Raw genomic sequence first — 19772 nt, forward strand, 5'->3', positions numbered from 1 at the left:
ACATAAAAGCCTGGCGCTTTCCTGTCACTGTTTGCTCGACCCGGCTGCCACTGCCCGGTGACAGTGCTAAGGTTCCGCCCTAGCTTTTTGCATTCTCCAAGGAAGCCTTTATGCCGGACGCCTCGTCCCTCAACCCTGGTTTCATGGTGGTTCACGGTAACCGCCTGGACGAGTTGCGCAGCCTGGTGGTCAGCTGGATGCGGCGTTACCCCCTGGCGCCCCTGGAAAATGAAATTGCCCTGGTACAGAGCAACGGTATCGCCCAATGGCTGAAACTGGCCCTGGCCGAAGACCCCGAAGTGGATGACGGCGGTGGCTGCGGTATTGCCGCTGCCATTGATGTGCAATTGCCGGGCAGTTTCATGTGGCAGTTGTACCGCTTGGTCTTGGGACGAGACGAAATCCCGCCCAAATCCCTGCTGGATAAAGCTCCCCTGACCTGGCGGCTGATGCGCCTGTTGCCGGAGTTGATCGATGAGCCGCATTTCGAACCCCTGCAACGCTTCCTGACCCACGACAGTGACCTGCGCAAGCGCTATCAATTGGCCGAGCGTCTGGCGGATCTGTTCGACCAATACCAGGTATACCGAGCCGACTGGCTGGAGGATTGGGCTGCCGGCCGCCACCAACTGCGCAATGGTCGTGGTGAAACCAAGGCCCTGACGCCTGCCAACTGCTGGCAGGCCGAGCTATGGCGCGCGTTGCTGTTGGATGTCGGCACCGAGGGGATGGCCCAGAGTCGCGCAGGCGTTCACCAGCGCTTTATCGAGCGGATCAACCAATTGGAGGTGGCGCCCAGTGGCTTGCCGTCCCGAGTGATCGTTTTCGGTATCTCTTCGCTGCCGGCCCAGGCCCTGGAGGCACTGGCCGGGCTGGCCCGCTTCAGTCAGGTGCTGCTGTGTGTGCACAACCCTTGTCGCCATCACTGGGCCGATATCGTTGCCGACAAGGACCTGCTGCGCCACCAATACAAGCGACAGGCGCGCAAGGCCGGTATGCCCCTGGCCCTGGATCAGCAAACCCTGCACCAGCACGCCCACCCGCTGCTGGCCGCCTGGGGCAAGCAAGGCCGTGACTACATCAACCTGCTGGACAGCTATGACGATCCCAACAGCTATCGCAGCGCTTTTCGCGATGGCCGGATCGATCTGTTCAGTGACAGCCAGCCGGCCAGCATGCTCCAGCAATTGCAGGACGACATTCTCGAACTGCGCCCGCTGAATGAAACTCGTGAGTTGTGGCCGCAGGTCGATATCCAGCACGATCAATCGATCCGTTTTCACATTGCCCACAGCGCCCAGCGAGAAGTGGAAATCCTCCACGATCAGCTCCTGGCACGCTTCAGTGCCGAGCCGGACCTGCGGCCCCGGGATGTGATCGTCATGGTCCCGGACATCGACAGCTACGCCCCGCATATCCGCGCCGTGTTCGGCCAGCTGGAGCGGGATGACCGGCGCTTCATTCCCTTTACCCTCACAGACCAGGGCCAGCGTGGCCGTGACCCGCTGCTGATCGCCGTCGAACATCTATTGAAGCTGCCGGACAGTCGCTTTCCGGTCAGTGAAATTCTCGACCTGCTGGACGTTCCAGCCCTGCGTGCGCGCTTTGGCGTCGACGAAGCCGACCTGCCGACCCTGCACCGCTGGATTGAAGGTGCCGGCATCCGCTGGGGAATGAATGCCGAGCAGCGCGCAGAACTGGGGCTGCCCCCGGAACTGGAGCAGAACAGCTGGCGTTTCGGCTTGCGGCGCATGCTCCTGGGCTATGCCGTCGGCCGCTCCGACGCCTGTGACGGTATCGAACCTTATGACGAGATCGGTGGCCTGGATGCAGCGCTAATCGGCCCCCTGGTCGCCCTTCTTGACGCCCTGCAGATCGCCTACCAGCAACTCACCCAGCCGGCGGTTCCGGCGGAGTGGGGCGAGCGCCTGCACAACCTGTTGGAACAGTTCTTTCTTGCCAGCACCGAGCACGATGATTACCTGCTGGGACAGCTCGATGACCTGCGGGAAACCTGGCTGGAAACCTGCGAGTCTGTGGGCCTGCAAGATCAGTTGCCGCTGACGGTGGTCCGCGAAGCCTGGCTGGCCGGCCTGGACCAGGGGCGCCTGTCCCAGCGTTTTCTCGCCGGAGCGGTGAACTTCTGCACCCTGATGCCGATGCGCGCCATCCCCTTCAAGCTGGTGTGCCTGCTGGGCATGAACGATGGTGATTACCCCAGGGCGCAGCCGCCTCTGGACTTCGACCTGATGGGTAGCGACTACCGCCCCGGCGACCGATCACGGCGCGAAGACGACCGTTACCTGCTGCTGGAAGCCCTGCTCTCGGCTCGTGACCAACTTTATGTCAGTTGGGTTGGCCGCAGCATTCGCGACAACAGCGAGCGCCCGGCCTCGGTCCTGATCGGCCAGTTGCGCGATCACCTGGCCAGCGGCTGGCGGCTGCCCGATGAGCAGGACTCCCTGCTCGATGCCCTGACCCAGGAACATCCCCTGCAACCCTTCAGTGCCCGCTATTTCCACGACAGCGACACGCTGTTCAGCTACGCCCGGGAATGGCAAGTGCTGCATCAGGTCCGAGAGGAACTGGGCGCAGTCGAACGCCTGGAGCCCTACGTTCAGGACGAGCCTCTGAGCCTTGCCCAGTTGCAGGATTTCCTGCGCAACCCGGTGCGGCATTTCTTCAGCCAAAGGCTCAAGGTGTTCTTTGAAGCCATGGAAGCACCGCTGGCCGACGAAGAACCCTTCGTGCTCGATGCCCTGCAGCGCTACAGTCTCAGCGACAGCCTGCTGGAAGCCGCGCTGAGCGACGCCGGGCAGCCCGAGCAAGCCTTGCAGGCCCAGGCCCAGAGGCTGCAAGCCAGTGGCCTGTTACCCATGGCCGGTTTTGGCGAATGCCTGCAGCGCGAACTGCTGGAGCCCTTGCCGGGCCTGTTGCAGCGTTATCGGCAACTGCTCGACCTGTGGCCGACCCCGGTAACCAGTGCGTTGCCGGTGAGCCTGGAACTGCAAGGCGTGCGCCTGGAGGGTTGGCTCAGCAGCCTGCACCAGCGAGCTGATGGCGGGTTGTTGGCTGTGAGCGCCATTCCCAACGGCATCGGTTCGACCAAGACCCGTAAATGGCATCGGCTGATCAAGCCTTGGGTCAATCATCTGTTGGCCTGCGCCAGTGGCTACTCCTTGACCACCGCGCTGGTGGCCAGCGATGACAGCCTGTTGTTGCCGCCGCTGGAGCAGGAGGTGGCCCGGCAGATCCTCGGCAACCTGCTGCTGGCCTGGCAGGCCGGCATGCGCCAGCCGCTGCCGGTGGCGATCAAGACCGCCTTCGCCTGGCTGGGCCAGAGCGACCCGGAAAAAGCCGCGGCCGCTGCACGCAAGACCTACGATGGCGACGGCCAGAACAGCGAGGGCGAACGCCGGCAAAGCCCGGCCCTGGCCCGCCAATTCGCCGACTACAACGCACTGATCGCCGATGAAACCTTCAGCGGTTGGGCCGAGACCCTTTATCGACCCCTGTTGAATGCTCCCTGGCGTTCGGCGCTCGGCGAGGAAGCAGGCGCATGACTGCACAAGCTCCCCTGGCCCTGGCATTTCCTCTGCGCGGCAGCCAGTTGATCGAGGCCAGTGCCGGTACCGGCAAGACTTTCACCATCTCCGCGCTCTACTTGCGCCTGGTGCTGGGCCATGGCGGCGAGGCGGCGGGTTTCGGGCGTGAATTGCTGCCGCCGCAGATACTGGTGGTGACCTTTACCGATGCCGCCACCAAGGAATTGCGCGAGCGCATTCGCACGCGCCTGGCGCAAGCCGCGCGCTTCTTTCGCGATGAAACCAGCGCCCCCGATGGCCTGATCGTCGAGTTGCGTGAGCAATACCCCGTCGAGCAGTGGGCCGCCTGTGCCAATCGCCTGGACATCGCCGCGCAATGGATGGATGAGGCCGCGGTCTCGACCATCCACAGTTGGTGCCAGCGCATGTTGCGCGAACACGCGTTCGACAGCGGCAGCCTGTTCACCCAGACCCTGGAAACCGATCACAGCGACCTGCTGGGCCAGGTTCTGCGCGATTACTGGCGGCTGTTCTGCTACCCGATGCAGGGGGATGCCCTGAACTGGGTGCGCAGCCATTGGGTCGGGCCGGCCGAGCTCATGCCCCGGGTGCGGGCAATGTTCGGCAACGAGCGTCGGGACCCACCCGAACAGACGCCGAGCGAGTTGATCGAAGCCTGCCTGCAAGAACGTCGTGAAGCCTTGGTGCAGATCAAGGCGCCCTGGCGCGAGTGGGCCGCGCAACTGCGGGAGATCTGCCTGCAAGGCGTGGCCAGCAAGAGCGTCGACGGGCGCAAGATGCAGGCCCGGTTCTTCGAGCCCTGGTTCGAAAAGATCAGTGCCTGGGCCGAGGACGAATCCGTCGAGCAACTGGACATCGGCACCGGCTTCACCCGCCTGACCCCTGAAGGCATGAGCGAGGCCTGGAAAGGCGCGGCCCCCGATCACCCCGGGCTTGATGCCATGGTCGGGCTCAAGGCCAGCCTCGATGCCTTGCCCAGCCCGGATGCGGCGGTCCTGCAACACGCCGCGCAATGGGTGGGGGCACGTTTCGAAGAAGAGAAGCGGCGGCGCGCCGAGATGGGCTTCGACGACATGCTGCTGCGCCTGGACAGCGCCCTGCAGAGCGATGGCGGCGAGCGCCTGACGACCCTGATCCGCGAGCAGTTCCCGGTGGCCCTGATCGACGAGTTCCAGGACACCGACCCGGTGCAGTACCGGATCTTTGAAAGCATCTACCGGATCGAGGCCAACGACCCCGAGACCGGCCTGTTCCTGATCGGCGACCCCAAGCAGGCGATCTACGCCTTCCGTGGCGCCGATATCTACACCTACCTGCGGGCACGCCAGGCCACCAGCGGGCGCCTGCACACCCTGGGCACCAACTTCCGCTCCAGCCAGGCCATGGTCAGTGCGGTCAACCATGTGTTCCTGCAAGCCGAGCAGCGGCCACAGGGACAGGGGGCCTTTCTGTTTCGCGAAGCGGATGGCGAGAACCCGGTGCCATTCCTGGCGGTGGCCGCCCAGGGGCGCAAGGAGCAATTGCTGGTCGACGGCCAGCCGGTGCCGGCACTTAACTTCTGGCAATTGCCTTCGCAACAGCCGCTGTCCGGGGCCCAGTATCGCCAGCATCAGGCGGCGGCTTGCGCCACGGCGATTGTCGGCCTGCTCAATGGCGGCCAGCAGGGGCGCAGTGGGTTTGTCCGTGAGCAGCAAGCGCTGAAAGGCCTGCTGCCGGCGGATATCGCGATCCTGGTGCGCGATGGCAAGGAGGCCCAGGCCGTGCGCGGCGAGCTGGCGGCCCGCGGGGTGCGCAGTGTGTACCTCTCGGACAAGGACTCGGTGTTCGCCGCCCAGGAAGCCCGGGATGTGCTGGTGTGGCTCAAGGCTTGCGCCGAGCCGGACGTGGAGCGGCCGCTGCGCGCGGCCCTGGCGTCCCTGACCCTGAACCTGCCGCTGCTGGAGCTGGAGCGGCTCAACCAGGATGAACTGGCCTGGGAAGCGCGGGTCATGCAGTTCCGTGGCTACCGGGCGATCTGGCGCAGCCAGGGCGTGCTGCCGATGCTGCGGCGCCTGCTGCATGACTTCCAGCTGCCCCAGGCGCTGATGGCCCGCAGTGATGGCGAGCGGGTGCTGACCAACCTTTTGCACCTGTCCGAGCTGCTGCAACAAAGCGCCGCCGAACTCGACGGCGAGCAGGCCCTGATCCGCCATCTGGCCGAGCACCTGGCGCTGTCCGGGCAGGCGGGGGAGGAGCAGATCCTGCGCCTGGAAAGCGATGAGCAACTGGTCAAGGTGGTGACCATCCACAAGTCCAAGGGCCTGGAATACCCCTTGGTGTTCCTGCCCTTCATCTGTTCCACCAAGCCGGTGGATGGCAGCCGCTTGCCGCTGCATTACCACGATGCTGCCGGCAAGCCCCAGGTCAGCCTGCGGCCCACTCCGGAGCTGATTGCCCTGGCCGATGAAGAGCGCCTGGCGGAAGACCTGCGGCTGCTCTATGTAGCCCTGACCCGGGCCCAGCATGCCTGCTGGCTCGGGGTGGCCGATCTCAAGCGGGGCAATCACAGCAGCTCGGTATTGCACCTTTCGGCCCTGGGTTACCTGCTGGGCGGCGGCGATGTCCTGGGCGAATCCAGCGCCTTGTTGCGCTGGCTGCTGGACCTGCAGCAGGGCTGCGCTGCGATTGGCGTGTCCGAGCTGCCCGTCGTCGATGACCAGCGCTATCGGCCACCGCGCAACGAGGCCACCCTGCTGGCGCCGCTGACGCCCAGCCGCCGCGCCGCGGAAAACTGGTGGATTGCCTCCTACAGTGCCCTGCGCATCAGCGACATCCTGGGGGCCGGCAGCACCGAGGCGCCGGAAAACCCCCAGGCGCAGAAACTCTTCGACGACGAACGCCTGGACCCCGAAGCCCCTCGGGAAACCCTGGCCAGCGGCGGCGATATCCACCGCTTCCCCCGCGGCCCGAACCCCGGGACCTTCCTTCATGGCCTGCTGGAGTGGGCCGGGGAGGAGGGTTTTGCCGCTGCCCCCGAGGCGATCGAGGACGCCGTGGCCCGGCGCTGCAATCGTCGCGGCTGGCAAGGCTGGATCCCGACCCTGAGCGACTGGCTGCAGCACCTGCTGCAAGCGCCCTTGCCCCTGGGCGAGGGCCAGGCACCGGTGGTGCTCGGGCAGTTGACCCAGTACCGGGTCGAGATGGAGTTCTGGTTCGCCAGCCACAAGGTCGATGTGCTCAAGCTCGATGAGCGGGTACGCCAGCAAACCCATCAGGGCGCGCCCCGAGTCACGGCCGAGCCGGTATTGCTCAACGGCATGTTCAAGGGCTTTATCGACCTGACCTTCGAACACCAGGGCCGCTATTACGTGGCCGACTACAAATCCAACTGGCTGGGCGCGGACGACGCGGCCTACACCGAGCAGGCCATGGAACAATCGATTCTCGACAACCGTTACGACCTGCAATACGTGCTGTACCTGCTGGCCTTGCACCGGCAATTGAAGGCCCGGCTGGCGGACTACGACTACGATCGCCATGTGGGCGGCGCCTTGTACCTGTTCTTGCGGGGCACCCGTGCCGCCAGCCAGGGGGCCTACTTCGCCCGGCCGTCTCGGCAGTTGATCGAGCAACTGGATCGCATGTTCCAGGGCCAGCCCGAGCCGCCCAAGGCCGAGCCCGCCTGGGAGCAGGGAGTGCTGCTATGACCCAGGACCTGTTCGATGCACTGGACCAGGCGCCGCCACCGGCCTTCGACCTGGCGCCCCTGAGCCGCGCCGACGACTTGCTGCTGTTGCTTGAACGCTGGGTCGAGCGCGGCTGGCTGCGTTCCCTGGACCGGGCCTTTGTCGGCTTCCTGCATGAGTTGGACCCGGGCTGTGATCCGCTGGTACTGATGGCCGCGGCCCTGACCAGCCATCAATTGGGGCACGGGCATGTCTGCCTGGACCTGTTCGAAACCCTCAAGGAGCCGGACTTCGCCCTGTCGCTGCCCCCCGAAGGCGACGCACAAAACGGCGCACCGGCGCTGCCATCACAGGTGTTGATGGGGCTTGAAGGGGCGCACTGGTGCAAGGTCCTGGCCGGCAGCCGCCTGGTGGCCCTGGCGGCGGATCATGCCGAGTCTTCCCGGCAGCGGCCGCTGGTGCTGTCCGGCAAGCGCCTGTACCTGCGCCGCTACTGGGCCTATGAGCGGCGTATCGACAACGCCTTGCGCCAGCGCCTGGCCTCGGCCGAGGCCACGCCGGAAAACCTCGCGGCGCGCCTCGACGGGCTGTTCGGCCCGGCCAAGGCGGCGGGGCCTGTCGACTGGCAGAAGCTCGCCTGTGCCCTGGCCACCCGGGGCGCCTTCAGCATCATCACCGGCGGCCCCGGCACCGGCAAGACCACCACCGTGGTGCGCCTGCTGGCCTTGCTTCAGGGCCCGGCGGTGGAAGCACGCAAGCCGCTGCGCATTCGCCTGGCGGCGCCTACCGGCAAGGCCGCGGCGCGCCTGACCGAGTCCATCAGCTTGCAGGTGCGTTCCCTGGCGGTGCCCGATGAGGTGCGGGAAATGATCCCCAGCGAGGTGACCACCGTGCACCGCTTGCTGGGCAATCGCCCGGGTACCCGGCATTTCCGCCATCACGCCGGCAACCGCTTGCCCCTGGATGTCCTGGTGGTGGACGAAGCCTCGATGATCGACCTGGAAATGATGGCCAACCTGCTGGACGCCTTGCCCATCCATGCACGCCTGGTGTTGCTGGGGGACAAGGACCAGCTGGCCTCGGTGGAAGCCGGCGCCGTGCTCGGCGACCTGTGCCGTGATGCCGAGGCCGGTTGGTACAACCCGCAGACCCGGGCCTGGCTGGAGGCGGTCAGTGGCGAGAACCTGGGAGCCAGCGGCCTGCAGGAAGACAGCGCCCACCAGCATCCCCTGGCGCAGCAGGTGGTGATGCTGCGCCATTCCCGGCGTTTCGGCGAAGGCAGTGGCATCGGCCAGCTGGCGCGTTGGGTCAACCAGCAGCAGGCCGATGAGGCCCGGCGCCTGCTGGCGGCTCGCAGCCATGCCGACCTGTATGGCCTGAGCCTCAAGGGCGAGCAGGATCGGGCCCTGGAGCGGCTGCTGCTGGAGGGTCATGGCGAGGGGCCGCAAGGCTACCGCCACTACCTGAATGTGCTGCGCAGCCAGCGCCCGCCGCCGGGTACGCCTCTGGAGGATCGGCGCTGGACCGACTGGGCGCGCCATGTCCTGCAAGCCTTTGATCGCTTCCAATTGCTGTGCGCGGTGCGCAAGGGCCCCTGGGGTGTCGACGGCCTGAACTTGCGGATTACCCAGGCGCTGTTCAAGGCCCGGCTGATCGACAGCGACCAGCAATGGTACGAGGGCCGCCCGGTGCTGATGACCCGCAACGATTACGGCCTGGGCCTGATGAACGGTGATATCGGCATCGCCCTGAAACTGCCGGAGCAGGAAGGCCCGGAGGCGGGGCGTCAGGTGCTGCGCGTAGCCTTTCCGCGCAACGATGGCCAGGGCGGGGTGCGGTTGGTGCTGCCAAGCCGGCTCAATGACGTGGAAACCGTTTACGCCATGACTGTGCATAAGTCCCAGGGCTCGGAGTTCGCCCACACTGCGTTGATCCTGCCCGACGCCCTGAACCCGGTGCTGACCAAGGAGCTGATCTACACCGGTATCACCCGGGCCAAGGACTGGTTCAGCCTGATCGAGCCCCGTGCCGGAGTGTTCGAAGAGGCGGTTCGGCGCAAGGTCAAGCGCCTGAGCGGGCTGATGCTGGAGTTGGACTGACACCCATGTTTCCGTCTTTTCTCAGGCGTCGTGCTCGGGTGCTGGTCTCGCTGCATTTTCCCGGGCTGTGCTATCGTTGCGGCATCATTTCCGTGAAAATCAAAGAGAATCCCTGCATGGACGTGGCTGTCTTGAGGACAGAGCGCATTTTGGGGTGGAGACAGTGTGTGCTGTCGACCATTCTCTGCCTGTTCAGCCTGTTGGCCTTCGCGCAGTCGGAGCCACCGGCGGCCGCGAGCCTGGCCGAGCAACGAGCCAAGGCTGTAACCCAAGTGGTGCTGGGCATTCTCAGCTACGCTCGCTGGCCCGTTGAGCCTGCGCAACTGCGTCTGTGCGTGGTCGGCCCCACCGAATACACCGATGACCTGCTCAAGGGCACGACCCAGGCCACTGGCCGCCCGGTGCTGGTGCGGCGTCTGCTGGCCAACAACCCGTCGCTGGCCAGTGAGTGCGATTCGGTCTACGTCGGCAAATTGTCCAATGATGAGCGTACCCGCCTGTTCAACTCGCTGACCGGGCAACCGGTGCTGAGCATCAGCGAGGGGGGCGACCAGTGCACCGTGGGCAGCCTGTTCTGCCTGCGGGTCGGCGACAGCCAGGTGTCGTTCGAGGTCAATCTGGATTCCGTGGCCCGCAGCGGGGTGAAGATTCACCCCAGCGTGCTGCAGCTTTCCCGTCGTCGTCCGGCGGCCCCATGAAACTGTTCAAGCCCAACGCCCGCCCTACGCTGCGGTCGGTCATCGGTCGCGGCCACCTGATCGTTGCTTTACTGGCGATCTCCATGGCCAGCCTGTCCCTGACCTTTCTCGGGGTGTTGGCCCTGCGCGTGTACGCCGATCACAACCTGCACCTGATCGCCCGCTCCATCAGCTACACCGTGGAAGCTGCAGTGGTGTTCAACGACAGTGTGGTGGCCACTGAGGCCCTGGCCCTGATCGCCTCCACTGAAGAGGTGGCCGACGCCAAGGTGTATGACAGCCAGGGCCAGTTGCTGGCCAGCTGGCAGCGCCCGGAAAGTGGCTTTCTGACCAATCTGGAAATGCACGTCGCCAGCACCTTTTTGGAAAAGCCCATCAGCCTGCCGATCCTGCACCAGGGGCGGGAAATCGGCACCATCAATGTCACCGGCCATGGCGGCAGTCTGTTGCGGTTTCTCCTCAGTGGCCTGGTGGGCATCGTACTGTGCATCGCCCTCAGCGCCTGGTTGGCGCTGTACCTGGCGCGCCGCCAGTTGCGAGGCATCACCGGGCCGTTGCGCAGCCTGGCCGATGTGGCGCACGCGGCCCGGCGCGAACGGGCCTTCGATCAGCGGGTGCCACCGGCGCAGATCGCTGAGCTGGACAACCTGGGCAACGACTTCAACGCCCTGCTCGATGAGCTGGAGGCCTGGCAGACCCATCTGCAAAGCGAGAATGAAACCCTGGCCCACCAGGCCAGCCACGACAGCCTGACCGGCCTGCCCAACCGGGCGTTCTTCGAAGGCCGGCTGATCCGTGCCCTGCGCAGCGCCAACAAGCTCAACGAGCGCATGGCGGTGCTGTTTCTCGACAGTGACCGGTTCAAGGAGATCAACGACAACTTCGGCCACGCCGCCGGCGATGCGGTGCTGGTGGCCGTGGCCACGCGGATTCGCGCGCAGTTGCGCGAGGACGACCTGGTGGCGCGCCTGGGCGGGGACGAATTTGCCGTGCTGCTGACCCCGCTGCACCGGGTCGAGGATGCCCAGCGCATCGCCGACAAGATCATCAGCAGCATGGAAGTACCGATTCAACTGCCCGGCAGCCTGTCGATCCTGACATCGCTGAGTATCGGTATCGCCGTGTACCCGGATCATGGCGCGACACCGGGCAGTCTGTTGAATGCCGCCGACGCGGCCATGTACCAGGCCAAGCGCGGTTCTCGCGGCGGGCAACACACAGTGGGGGCGGAGCCTCCAATCGTTCAGGTTCAAAACAGGAGCTAAATCCCTTGTTCTCAATGACGCAACGTTCGGTTCGACTGTTCAGCACTCTGGTGTTCATGGCCCTGCTGGCCCTGGCCGGCTGTCAGAGCGTGCCGCCCAAAGGTCTGACCCCGAAACAGATCGCGGTACTGAAACAGGAGGGCTTCGAACTGACGGATGAAGGCTGGGCCTTTGGCCTGTCGGGCAAGGTGCTGTTTGGCAGCGATGTGGAAACCCTGAACCAGGCCAGCACCGAGATCGTCCAGCGCATCGGCAAGGCGCTGCTCAGCGTCGATATCCAGAAGGTCCGGGTCGATGGTCACACCGACGCATCGGGCAAGGAGGCCTACAACGTGCAACTGTCCGTGCGCCGGGCCAAGAGTGTGGTCAAGGTGCTGACCCAGGTTGGCATGCGTGAAGAAAACATCCAGCTGCGCGGCCTGGGCAGCAGCGAGCCGGTGGCCTCCAACAGCACCGTGGCCGGGCGTACCGAGAACCGTCGGGTGTCGATCGTGGTGATCGCCGACTGATCGGCGACCAGCCGGGTAGCGGCTGCAGCCTTGCGGCCGCTAAGGGTCAGGGGGCGGCGAAGTGCATGCTGCGACTCTCGCCCATCAGCAGCGGCCGATTCTGCTCGGTCACTTCGCGGATGTAATCCCACAACAGGGTGATGCGCTTCAACTTCCTGAGATCCTCCCGGCAGTACATCCAGAACTTCAAGGAATTCAGGTTAACCCAATGATTACGGGGGCTAACCGCCATGAGCATCCTTGAAGTTCGATCTGCTGTATCAACCACTGTTACAAGTCTTACGACTCCCCTGAGGCCGGCCACAAGGCTCGCTAAGCCGTATTACTACCGACGCAACGGCATTTACTACATGCGTCTCAGGGCTACAGGCAGCACCACCAATCTCGCTTCGGTTTCCTTGAAGACCAACAACAGAAGGGCGGCTATGGATGCCGCTGAGCAGCTCTCGGGCATTGTCCGGGCTTTTCACTTGGAGAACCCAGACGCCCCTTGGAACAAGCTGAAGGAGCATTTTCGTTGTGTCTCGTTTGAGCTGTTTGGGTCTGAACGGGATAACGACGTTACGCAGGTGTGGGGCGGGTTTCATGAAGTCCACTCAGGTGATAAGGGCGGCTCAACGGGATCCATAAAGCCGACTGCGGATGTCCCGGTGTCTCTGTCTGAAGTGGCTCCAGCGATGACCTTTGAGATTCTTTCCAGTCTCTACTTGGCCGACCGTGGGCGGGATCAGAAGGCATCAACACTGAAGGAAACCAAGATTTGCCACGGCACCATCTCTGCGGCCCTAGGTGAACTGGACATGAGGACGCACTCACGGGCTGACCTCGTAGCTCTCCGTGATCGTCTTGCAGATGGTCGCATGCCTTCAACGGTCAATAAGCTGATTGTGAAGCTGTCGGCTGTCCTCGCATGGTCTGTGGAAAACGGTCACATATCCAAGTCATACGATAAGAAGCTGAAGCTTACTAAGGGTCTTGAGTCGAGCCGTAAGGCATTTACACAGGATCAGGTGGGCTTGCTGGTGGCTTACTCCAACACGCTCCCTGAGTACTCATGGAAGCGCTGGCTATTGAGTCTGGGTGCTATCACTGGCGGACGCCTCAATGAAATCTCACAGTTGACGGTAGGTGACGTGCAGACCCTTGCTTCAGGTATCACCGCCATACATATCAACGAGGTCGGTGAGGGTAAGTCGATCAAGAACAAACGTAGTGAGCGGCTAGTGCCACTGACAGACGGTGCCTATGGGTTCGACCTCACAGCCTTCATGCGGTATGTCGATGCGCGCAAAGTCAGCGGGTCAGACTCGTTAGCTCAGATCGGCTACAAAACAGCCGGAGAGTGGGTAAATCAACAAGCAATCCCAGAGGCTCTTGGTGACACGTATGGCCCAGGCTTGGTGTTTCATTCGTTGCGTCACTCGTTGGCTTCGCTAATGCAAGTCAAAGGAGTTCCTACGACGCATGCTCAGGCTGTGATGGGTCATGCTTCTGGCACGATTACTTTTGACACATACGGCTCTGGCGTTCCCGTTGAAACCATCGCTGAGGTGCTCAGGGGGCTTTTTGTCAGTAGCAATCACCTACCCCGAATCAAAAATGGTTTGCACCCGTGAGGGGTTTCCCGCCGGTGTGGCGCCCGTGGTTCCCCCGTGGGGGAGGGGCAATGGCCTCTGTGCTACGTCTGGCGGGCGAACGGGAGCCTTTATTGCCCTAGCCGGGGCGGTGCATGCACTCCGTTGTACCGGGGCGATGCGGTCTGATGGGGCTTGTCGGGTGGCTTGCCTCATGTATCACTCAGGGCCATTGCCGCAGCTCAAGTCGTGTTGGCGTATAGCGCTGTATGACGGGCTGTGAGGGCCGTTGCCCGTTACGCTGACTATGCCGAGGCTGTCGCTTTGTGTCCGCTGGTGGTTGGCTGACGAGCTGTGAGGTGCTGTCGAGTGATGCCGGTCTAGCTTGTCGCTGTCAGAAGGGGCTGAGGTCATGTGGTGTCAACAATCATCCGTTTAATGGCACTGGCTGGAAAGGTCGTGAAGCGGTGACATCAAACTATGGTTGAAACTTGTTGGCACCATCTGTATTCTTGTCACCATTAAATGGCACCACCGCCATTGACTACAGGATGACAGACCATGACCACTACAGGCCGCACCTTCGCCTACTGCCGGGTATCGACTGCCGACCAGACCGCCGAAAACCAGACACACGCGATCAAGTCAGCCGGGTACACCCTGCGCGCTAACCGTGTGGTGTCCGAGACTATCAGTGGCAGCGTGCCAGCGATGGAGCGTCCGGGCTTCCTGTCCCTGCTCAATAAGATGGAAGAGGGTGACACGCTGGTGGTGCTGAAGCTCGACCGCCTTGGCCGTGACAGCATCGACATCCAAACCACTATCCAACAGCTTGACGATGCGGGTATTCGTGTCGTTTCCCTCGACCTTGGAAATACCGATCTAACCAGCGGCGCGGGTAAGCTCTTGATGCAGGTAATTGCAGCCGTGGCAGAGATGGAGCGCGACCGAATCCGCGAGCGTACTCGTGAAGGTCTAGCTCGTGCGAAGTCCGAAGGCGTGAAGCTGGGGCGCCCTGTTGCCGATGACGTGACCGCACAGGTTCTTTCTTATCGCCGCCAAGGCTACAGCCAGTCAGCTACAGCCGCAGCACTGGGCATCTCTGTACGAACCGTGAAGCGACATTGTGCAAAGCTGGAAGCCGATGCATGACTTTTGGCAAAGGGCCGTTTCAGGGCACGCTCAGGGCGTTCTATAGCATCGAGGCGCTGACTGCCCCGGCCTTATCTAGCTACCCGAATGCATTACGCATAGGTCGAGATGCACGGTGAGAAATGCGGCCAGAGGCCCGCGAGAGGCTATTACAGCTCAACCGAGCAGCATCTGGGATTCGCTTAGGGGTGACGGCTTGAAATGGCTCCCGCGCGGCCAGATCCGCCGACTGTGGCGCTGGCGTTATTCATCGTCACTCACATTCCGCTATTGGTCGCCTGGCTCTTCCGTGACTGCATGTATTCCAATCAGCCTCAGACCACACTCAGACAGCGACCGGGCAGAATATAGATTGCCCCCCACCCAAAGCCTCAGGCGCTCAACGCGAGCCTCTGGGGCTTTCTCGTTTGAGGATATTCGCCCAAGTCTGACAAAAAGTCTCACACGTGAGACTAATACCGGATCGAGTTTTAAATTGCAGTATAGAAATAAACCTCCCGCGTGACTCGATTGGTAGATCTGGTCACAAAGTCTCACAGCGCCACAGCCCTTATAAACCGTGGTTTCGAGAGTCTCACACTATTTAAGTTGCAGTATAGAAGAATCCCCAGTAGCAACAGTAGTGTAGAAGCTACAGTAGCACCCTAGGGGGAGTAGGTTTAGTAGTCTCCAGTGGAAGATGTAGTGCATTAGCCTAGTAGAGATAGTTGTATTCCTCCCTTCTTCTCCTTATGGAGAAAGGGAGAGCAATATCTGCAATGACGTATCCCCTTCAGTAAGCCCTAGGCCGCTCACAGGCAGTTATGGGTAGAGTGCTGAGCCGAATACTGCCTAGCGCTTAAAAGACGAATGGCGGGCCTCTGGGGATTCTGGATTTGGCTTTAAGTCTCACGCGTTAGACAGATTTAAGTTGCACTATAGATAAGCGAGTCGAGTCTCGGCAGTAAACACCATTCAGTGAAACGCCCCCACCACTATTTCCCTATCTCAGGTCGATGCCCAAATGAGAATGATTCATGGGTTCATCGGTCTGTATCCCCATCGAAGATGGTAGCCACCAGTAGAACAAGTTCCACTAGTAGCCGCTCTTCTTGTTCTTCCTTGAAGAACAAAGCCAACGCAGTTGGTAGCAACCAGAAGCCGTTAGCAGCCCTTTCTTTCCGGGGAGGTTTGTTAGGACATCGTTTCAAGAACTAGACGATGCCCAGAGCGTCCAGCACTGAGCCAGTAACCACCTACACCAGAGAGGTAAGACCAATGTCCAATCAAGACCCAGAAGATTACAACAGCACCCATATCACCGGTGACCGAGCAGAGAACAAACGACGTTTCGGCATCACCCTGCACAACATGCCCGCAGTCCCTCTATCGGCCATCACTGACCCTAAGCACAGCATCAATATTAGTTCGGAGTCAGGTAAGCGCATGGGCGCTTTGGTGCTGGCTGTCGATGAACACTTCGAACTTACCGGTCGAATGCAGCTCATGATTGCCCACGGTAGCCGCATTACTGACGGCTGGTCGGCCATCTGGTCGAGTTTCGTGGAGCAGCCTCAGTTCATCCCCGGTGCATCGGAATGAATCGCGGCGTGCAAGTCCTAACTAGCGCGAGCATGGTAGACCTGACGGGCAAAGGCAGAACGCCACGTCAACCGGGCCAACCTATGGGCGTCATTGCCACAGGCCGCTTTGCTCATGAACCAGACCCGATAGAGCCGCAGGGCACCACCAGCACTACAGGCATGTATGACATGTCCAAGATGCGACGTAGTTAAGTTGCAGTAATGAATGAGGCAGGCGGTCGCTTGCCCATCTGCTACATCCTATTACATCTCCCTAGATAGAACATATAAGTCAATCATCGTGGCCGGTGGTTACGGTTGGTCGCCGCTCTTTGGCTGGCTGCTCGATGGTTGACTTATATGTTCCGTCTGCACACCAAATTCAAAACAGATTTCGAGAGGTCTACTATGACTATCGCACTGCCTATTAAACTGCCCGACGCACAGGGTAACTTGCACACCTTCCTGTCAAACAATGATGGGATGTATAACCTGACTGACATCTGGCGAGAGCTGGGCCTACCAAAGAAGAATCTACCCAGCCAGTGGGATAATGCGACTAAGCGCTACTTAGCGCAGAGTGGAAATTTCCATTCTGCAAATACTCAAGACAAGAACACCCTCGCCACTGAGATTGGAACCATCGCATATGCAATGTGGGTTAGCCCTGCATTCTTTGAACTGGTTGTTTCTGTCTTCATCACTGTCCGCAATGACGAGAAGTTAGCCGCTGCCACCTATCGCAAGCTGGCCGATGAGCATCAAGACATGTTCGCTGCCAATGCCCGGAAGGTTAAGGCATACGCACGATTGGATCGTACCTTGTTGCACTGGAGACATAGCTGTTACTTGGCAGACATTAACAGTCCCGACCTGGCTTACAAGTATGTAGTCAGCAAGTACATGCTTTGGTCTGTCCGTTACGTCGGCAAGATTACCCGGTATTCCCTCACCGCTGAGGGGAGGGCCGCAGGGTTCTACGTGGTCAATGGAGGAAACATGAGCGATGGCCTTCGCGTTACATCGGCAGGTCGCTGCTGGCTTATGGATCACGCCGACGAGATTAACGAGGCAACCCGTCATGCGTAAGTTGATCCCCGGATATTCCCCATCGTTCAACTACGGCGGGCCAATTGGTCACGCTGATGAAGACGACACAGTTAACGGGCGAGCGCCCTACCTACCGGCACCTACTAACTTCCTTGCTGCATTCCAGCCGGGGAAAGGTGCGCAACTAATGCAACAGACAATGACCAACTAAACAGAGAGGTTTAAGACCAAATGGACAACGTACAGAATATCAATGCACGATTCGACGCACTCAAAGGCGCAATGACCCATTCCCAACTGCTCAACGCAATGAAGGTGCCATCTGCTCAACAAGCTATCCAGCAAGTTGGCGAAGCCGAAGTTATCAAGATGCTGCAAATGAATGGCTTGGGCTACGCCGAAGGACAGGTGTGCAAACGCTTCACTGTGTTCACCTCCCAGCTAATCCCCGGTCGTGATAGCGATGACCAGAAGTTGCGGGAGTTCGCCCGCACTCGACAGGACGTTATCAACTCGCTCAAGCATTACAACGAGTTCGGCTATCTGAAACACCAGACTCCGAAGGGTATGCCGTCGCCATATGACGCTCAGTGCTTGTTCAAGTGGCTGAGCGACCTGCGATCTTTCATCACGACCCAGCTACCAGAAACTGACATGTTCAAGCAGGTAGGGGTGGGGAGTAGCCGTAGCAGCTTCCCAGAGTTCTCCGAGGTGCTGAGCAAGTACAGCCCTGACATCCTCGACCTTCTGGACGCGGTAGACCACGGGCGCTATCACAACTACGCCTACCACTCTGCGAAGGTGGGGAGCGATCTGGGGCGCACTATGCACTCGCTGCTGTTCGGTGCTGAAGGTTGGGGCAAGAGTACTGCTGAGAAACTCGCCGAGCTGTCGGCTGCTGCAAGCGGCCCGTACAACCAGCGCAAGCCAGCGACTGAGGCATTCAATCTGCTGACCACTGGCCTGCTGTCGGCTGAGGACTGCGCTTCACTGGTTGCTACCGGCACCTATACACCGTTGTTCGTGGAGCAGATGTTCCAGATGGCGGCTCAGGTCTACGGGCAGTTCAAGATGGGCGATATCGGCTATCAGGTCTACGAGTTCAACAGTGGCCGACTGAGTGATGCCGTTCGGGAGGCTGAGCGTCAAGCCAAGCTACTGGCGGATTTAGAGGCACAAGAAGAGGCTCGGCGCACCCGGATGGAGCGTGCCCAGAAGATCCTTAAGCGACTGGAAGAATTGAAGGCCAAGATGGCTGACGGTTCTATCACCATCAGCGAGCTGGATGAGCTGGAGCGCATGCAGGTCTTCGCGTAAGCATCAAGCAGCATAGGGAAGGGGCTGGCATAAGCTGGCCCCACCCAGTAGCAGCAAACGCCCAAGGCCACAGCGCACGGGTGACTATTGAAGGACAGGCTTAGCTCGGGGTATCTGTCTTTTGCAACCTGGCCCCACGCTCCGACCTCGTTACTGCCCTTCGCCTGTTGATGGTGAGATGATTCCCGCTGTCTTAACGTCGACCTACCTTGTGTGATTAATCTGTCATTCTAACCGAAACCGCGTTGGTATTTCGTTTCGGATTCAAGGACCGATTTTTATCCTCAGAAGGCGCAATCATTATCAGTTATTAGGGGATTTTAAAAGAGGTAGTGATTCACGGCTATTTGGGCTTTCATGATCCATCGGAATTTGGAACAATTGGGGGTGTAGAGGTTTATGAGCGTAATCCTACGAATCATCAACCTTGATAAACTAATAAGCTAGTCGAACTCAAGGAAGTACAGGATGCAGCAACTGAAAGATTTCGTTAATACGAAAGAGTTTGCTGACATGTTGGAAGGGTTGGTTCATCCTGTAATTCTAAGTCGCGAAAGCCAGGATGAGTACTACTCCCATTTTGGCGTGGGTACAGCTTTCGTATTGGCACTCGAGGGTGAGCTTTTCGTGGTTACAGCCCAACATGTGCTGAACAACCAAGGCGCGAGCCACGATGATTTGCGAATTTTGCTTCGCAATGCTCCCCTCTCGATCATTTTTGATCGAAGATCGGTCTTTCGTGATGAGATAGACCCTGACCTTGATTCGGATCTCGTTATCTTGAGAATTAAGAAATCTCAACATGAGTCACTGCTCGCGGCAGGACTTACTTGCGTGCAAGCAACAGATTGTATTCGAACTTCTCAGAATGAACTCGTTGACCTATTTCATGTATACGGCTATCCAGATGAGGGGAGAGGTTATGAATACGAAGAAAAATCAATTACTGCTGACTTGATGTACGTAGGTGGGGTTCTTTCTGAGTCTTTGGTTCCGGGGTTGAATACCATTCGAATCCAGAGTACGCGTCCAGCTGATCTAAATGGCATGAGTGGCTCGATGGTCATTGCTGAAATTCACGGTGAGTGGAAGTTTGCTGGGTTGGTCACGCTAGGAGGAAACAAGGAGGGGGTTTTAAGCTTCATTCCAGCTGATAAAATTCTCAACTATCTGTACAAAATGCTATTCATGGAGATAGCGGACTTAGTAGTTTCCAAGTAGCACGATTTTCATAGATGCTTTCAAAATCCGCATCGGTCGGGAACTTTCGCTTCTGGCCGTCTGCTCCCAGAGGAGTAGCCCCGGTAGTCAGTTA

At 60.4% G+C, this 19772-nt stretch carries 12 protein-coding genes and 1 pseudogene; 12 read left to right on the forward strand and 1 reads right to left on the reverse strand.

Going from position 1 to position 19772, the window contains the following annotated elements; all coding sequences use genetic code 11:
• Positions 1–110: 110 nt before the first annotated feature.
• The 6 genes from recC to KCG88_RS12085 all read left to right on the forward strand — a co-directional run bounded on the left by recC (position 111) and on the right by KCG88_RS12085 (position 11802).
• Positions 111–3563, forward strand: coding sequence for an exodeoxyribonuclease V subunit gamma (recC, locus tag KCG88_RS12060; RefSeq protein ID WP_047283809.1), 3453 nt, complete (start codon positions 111–113; stop codon positions 3561–3563).
• The gene (gene recB / locus KCG88_RS12065) at positions 3560–7252 is read left to right on the forward strand and encodes an exodeoxyribonuclease V subunit beta (protein ID WP_210712444.1); all 3693 of its coding nucleotides are present in this window, start codon (positions 3560–3562) and stop codon (positions 7250–7252) included. Before recC ends, recB begins: the two co-directional genes overlap by 4 nt.
• Positions 7249–9330 (forward strand): exodeoxyribonuclease V subunit alpha, encoded by a 2082-nt coding sequence (gene recD / locus KCG88_RS12070; protein ID WP_210712445.1) that lies wholly within the window; start codon positions 7249–7251, stop codon positions 9328–9330. The genes recB and recD overlap by 4 nt, the downstream gene beginning before the upstream one ends.
• Positions 9331–9446: 116 nt before the next feature.
• Entirely contained in the window at positions 9447–10028 is a 582-nt protein-coding gene (locus KCG88_RS12075) for a YfiR family protein (RefSeq protein ID WP_047335642.1), read from the forward strand.
• Positions 10025–11293: a diguanylate cyclase gene (locus KCG88_RS12080; RefSeq protein ID WP_047283812.1), complete on the forward strand. Its 1269-nt coding sequence runs from the start codon at positions 10025–10027 to the stop codon at positions 11291–11293. The genes KCG88_RS12075 and KCG88_RS12080 overlap by 4 nt, the downstream gene beginning before the upstream one ends.
• A 14-nt stretch (positions 11294–11307) precedes the next feature.
• Entirely contained in the window at positions 11308–11802 is a 495-nt protein-coding gene (locus tag KCG88_RS12085) for an OmpA family protein (protein WP_015634043.1), read from the forward strand.
• Between the two features lie 46 nt (positions 11803–11848).
• Here KCG88_RS12085 and KCG88_RS12090 read toward each other — a convergent pair.
• Positions 11849–11995: pseudogene (locus KCG88_RS12090) on the reverse strand (LysR family transcriptional regulator); the annotation flags it as partial.
• Positions 11996–12032: 37 nt separating this feature from the next.
• On the opposite strand from KCG88_RS12090, the gene KCG88_RS12095 reads away from it, so the two are divergent.
• The 6 genes from KCG88_RS12095 (at position 12033) to KCG88_RS12120 (ending at position 19678) form a co-directional block, all read left to right on the forward strand.
• A complete protein-coding gene (locus tag KCG88_RS12095; protein WP_246882691.1) occupies positions 12033–13418 on the forward strand; it encodes a tyrosine-type recombinase/integrase in 1386 nt (461 codons plus the stop codon).
• A 519-nt stretch (positions 13419–13937) separates the two neighbouring features.
• Positions 13938–14528 carry a recombinase family protein gene (locus tag KCG88_RS12100; protein WP_210712446.1) on the forward strand — a complete coding sequence of 197 codons (591 nt, stop codon included), beginning with the start codon at positions 13938–13940 and terminating at the stop codon, positions 14526–14528.
• 1257 nt (positions 14529–15785) lie between these two features.
• A complete protein-coding gene (locus tag KCG88_RS12105; RefSeq protein WP_210712447.1) occupies positions 15786–16109 on the forward strand; it encodes a hypothetical protein in 324 nt (107 codons plus the stop codon).
• Positions 16110–16498: 389 nt separating this feature from the next.
• The gene (locus KCG88_RS12110; protein ID WP_210712448.1) at positions 16499–17179 is read left to right on the forward strand and encodes a KilA-N domain-containing protein; all 681 of its coding nucleotides are present in this window, start codon (positions 16499–16501) and stop codon (positions 17177–17179) included.
• Positions 17180–17371: 192 nt separating this feature from the next.
• On the forward strand, positions 17372–18457 hold the full coding sequence (locus KCG88_RS12115) for a hypothetical protein (protein WP_210712449.1): 1086 nt from the start codon (positions 17372–17374) through the stop codon (positions 18455–18457).
• A gap of 468 nt (positions 18458–18925) precedes the next feature.
• Positions 18926–19678, forward strand: coding sequence for a trypsin-like peptidase domain-containing protein (locus KCG88_RS12120; protein WP_210712450.1), 753 nt, complete (start codon positions 18926–18928; stop codon positions 19676–19678).
• The last annotated feature ends 94 nt before the right edge of the window (positions 19679–19772 follow it).

Origin of the sequence: Pseudomonas sp. MWU349, assembly GCF_017947325.1 — a bacterium.
Lineage (GTDB): Bacteria > Pseudomonadota > Gammaproteobacteria > Pseudomonadales > Pseudomonadaceae > Aquipseudomonas > Aquipseudomonas protegens.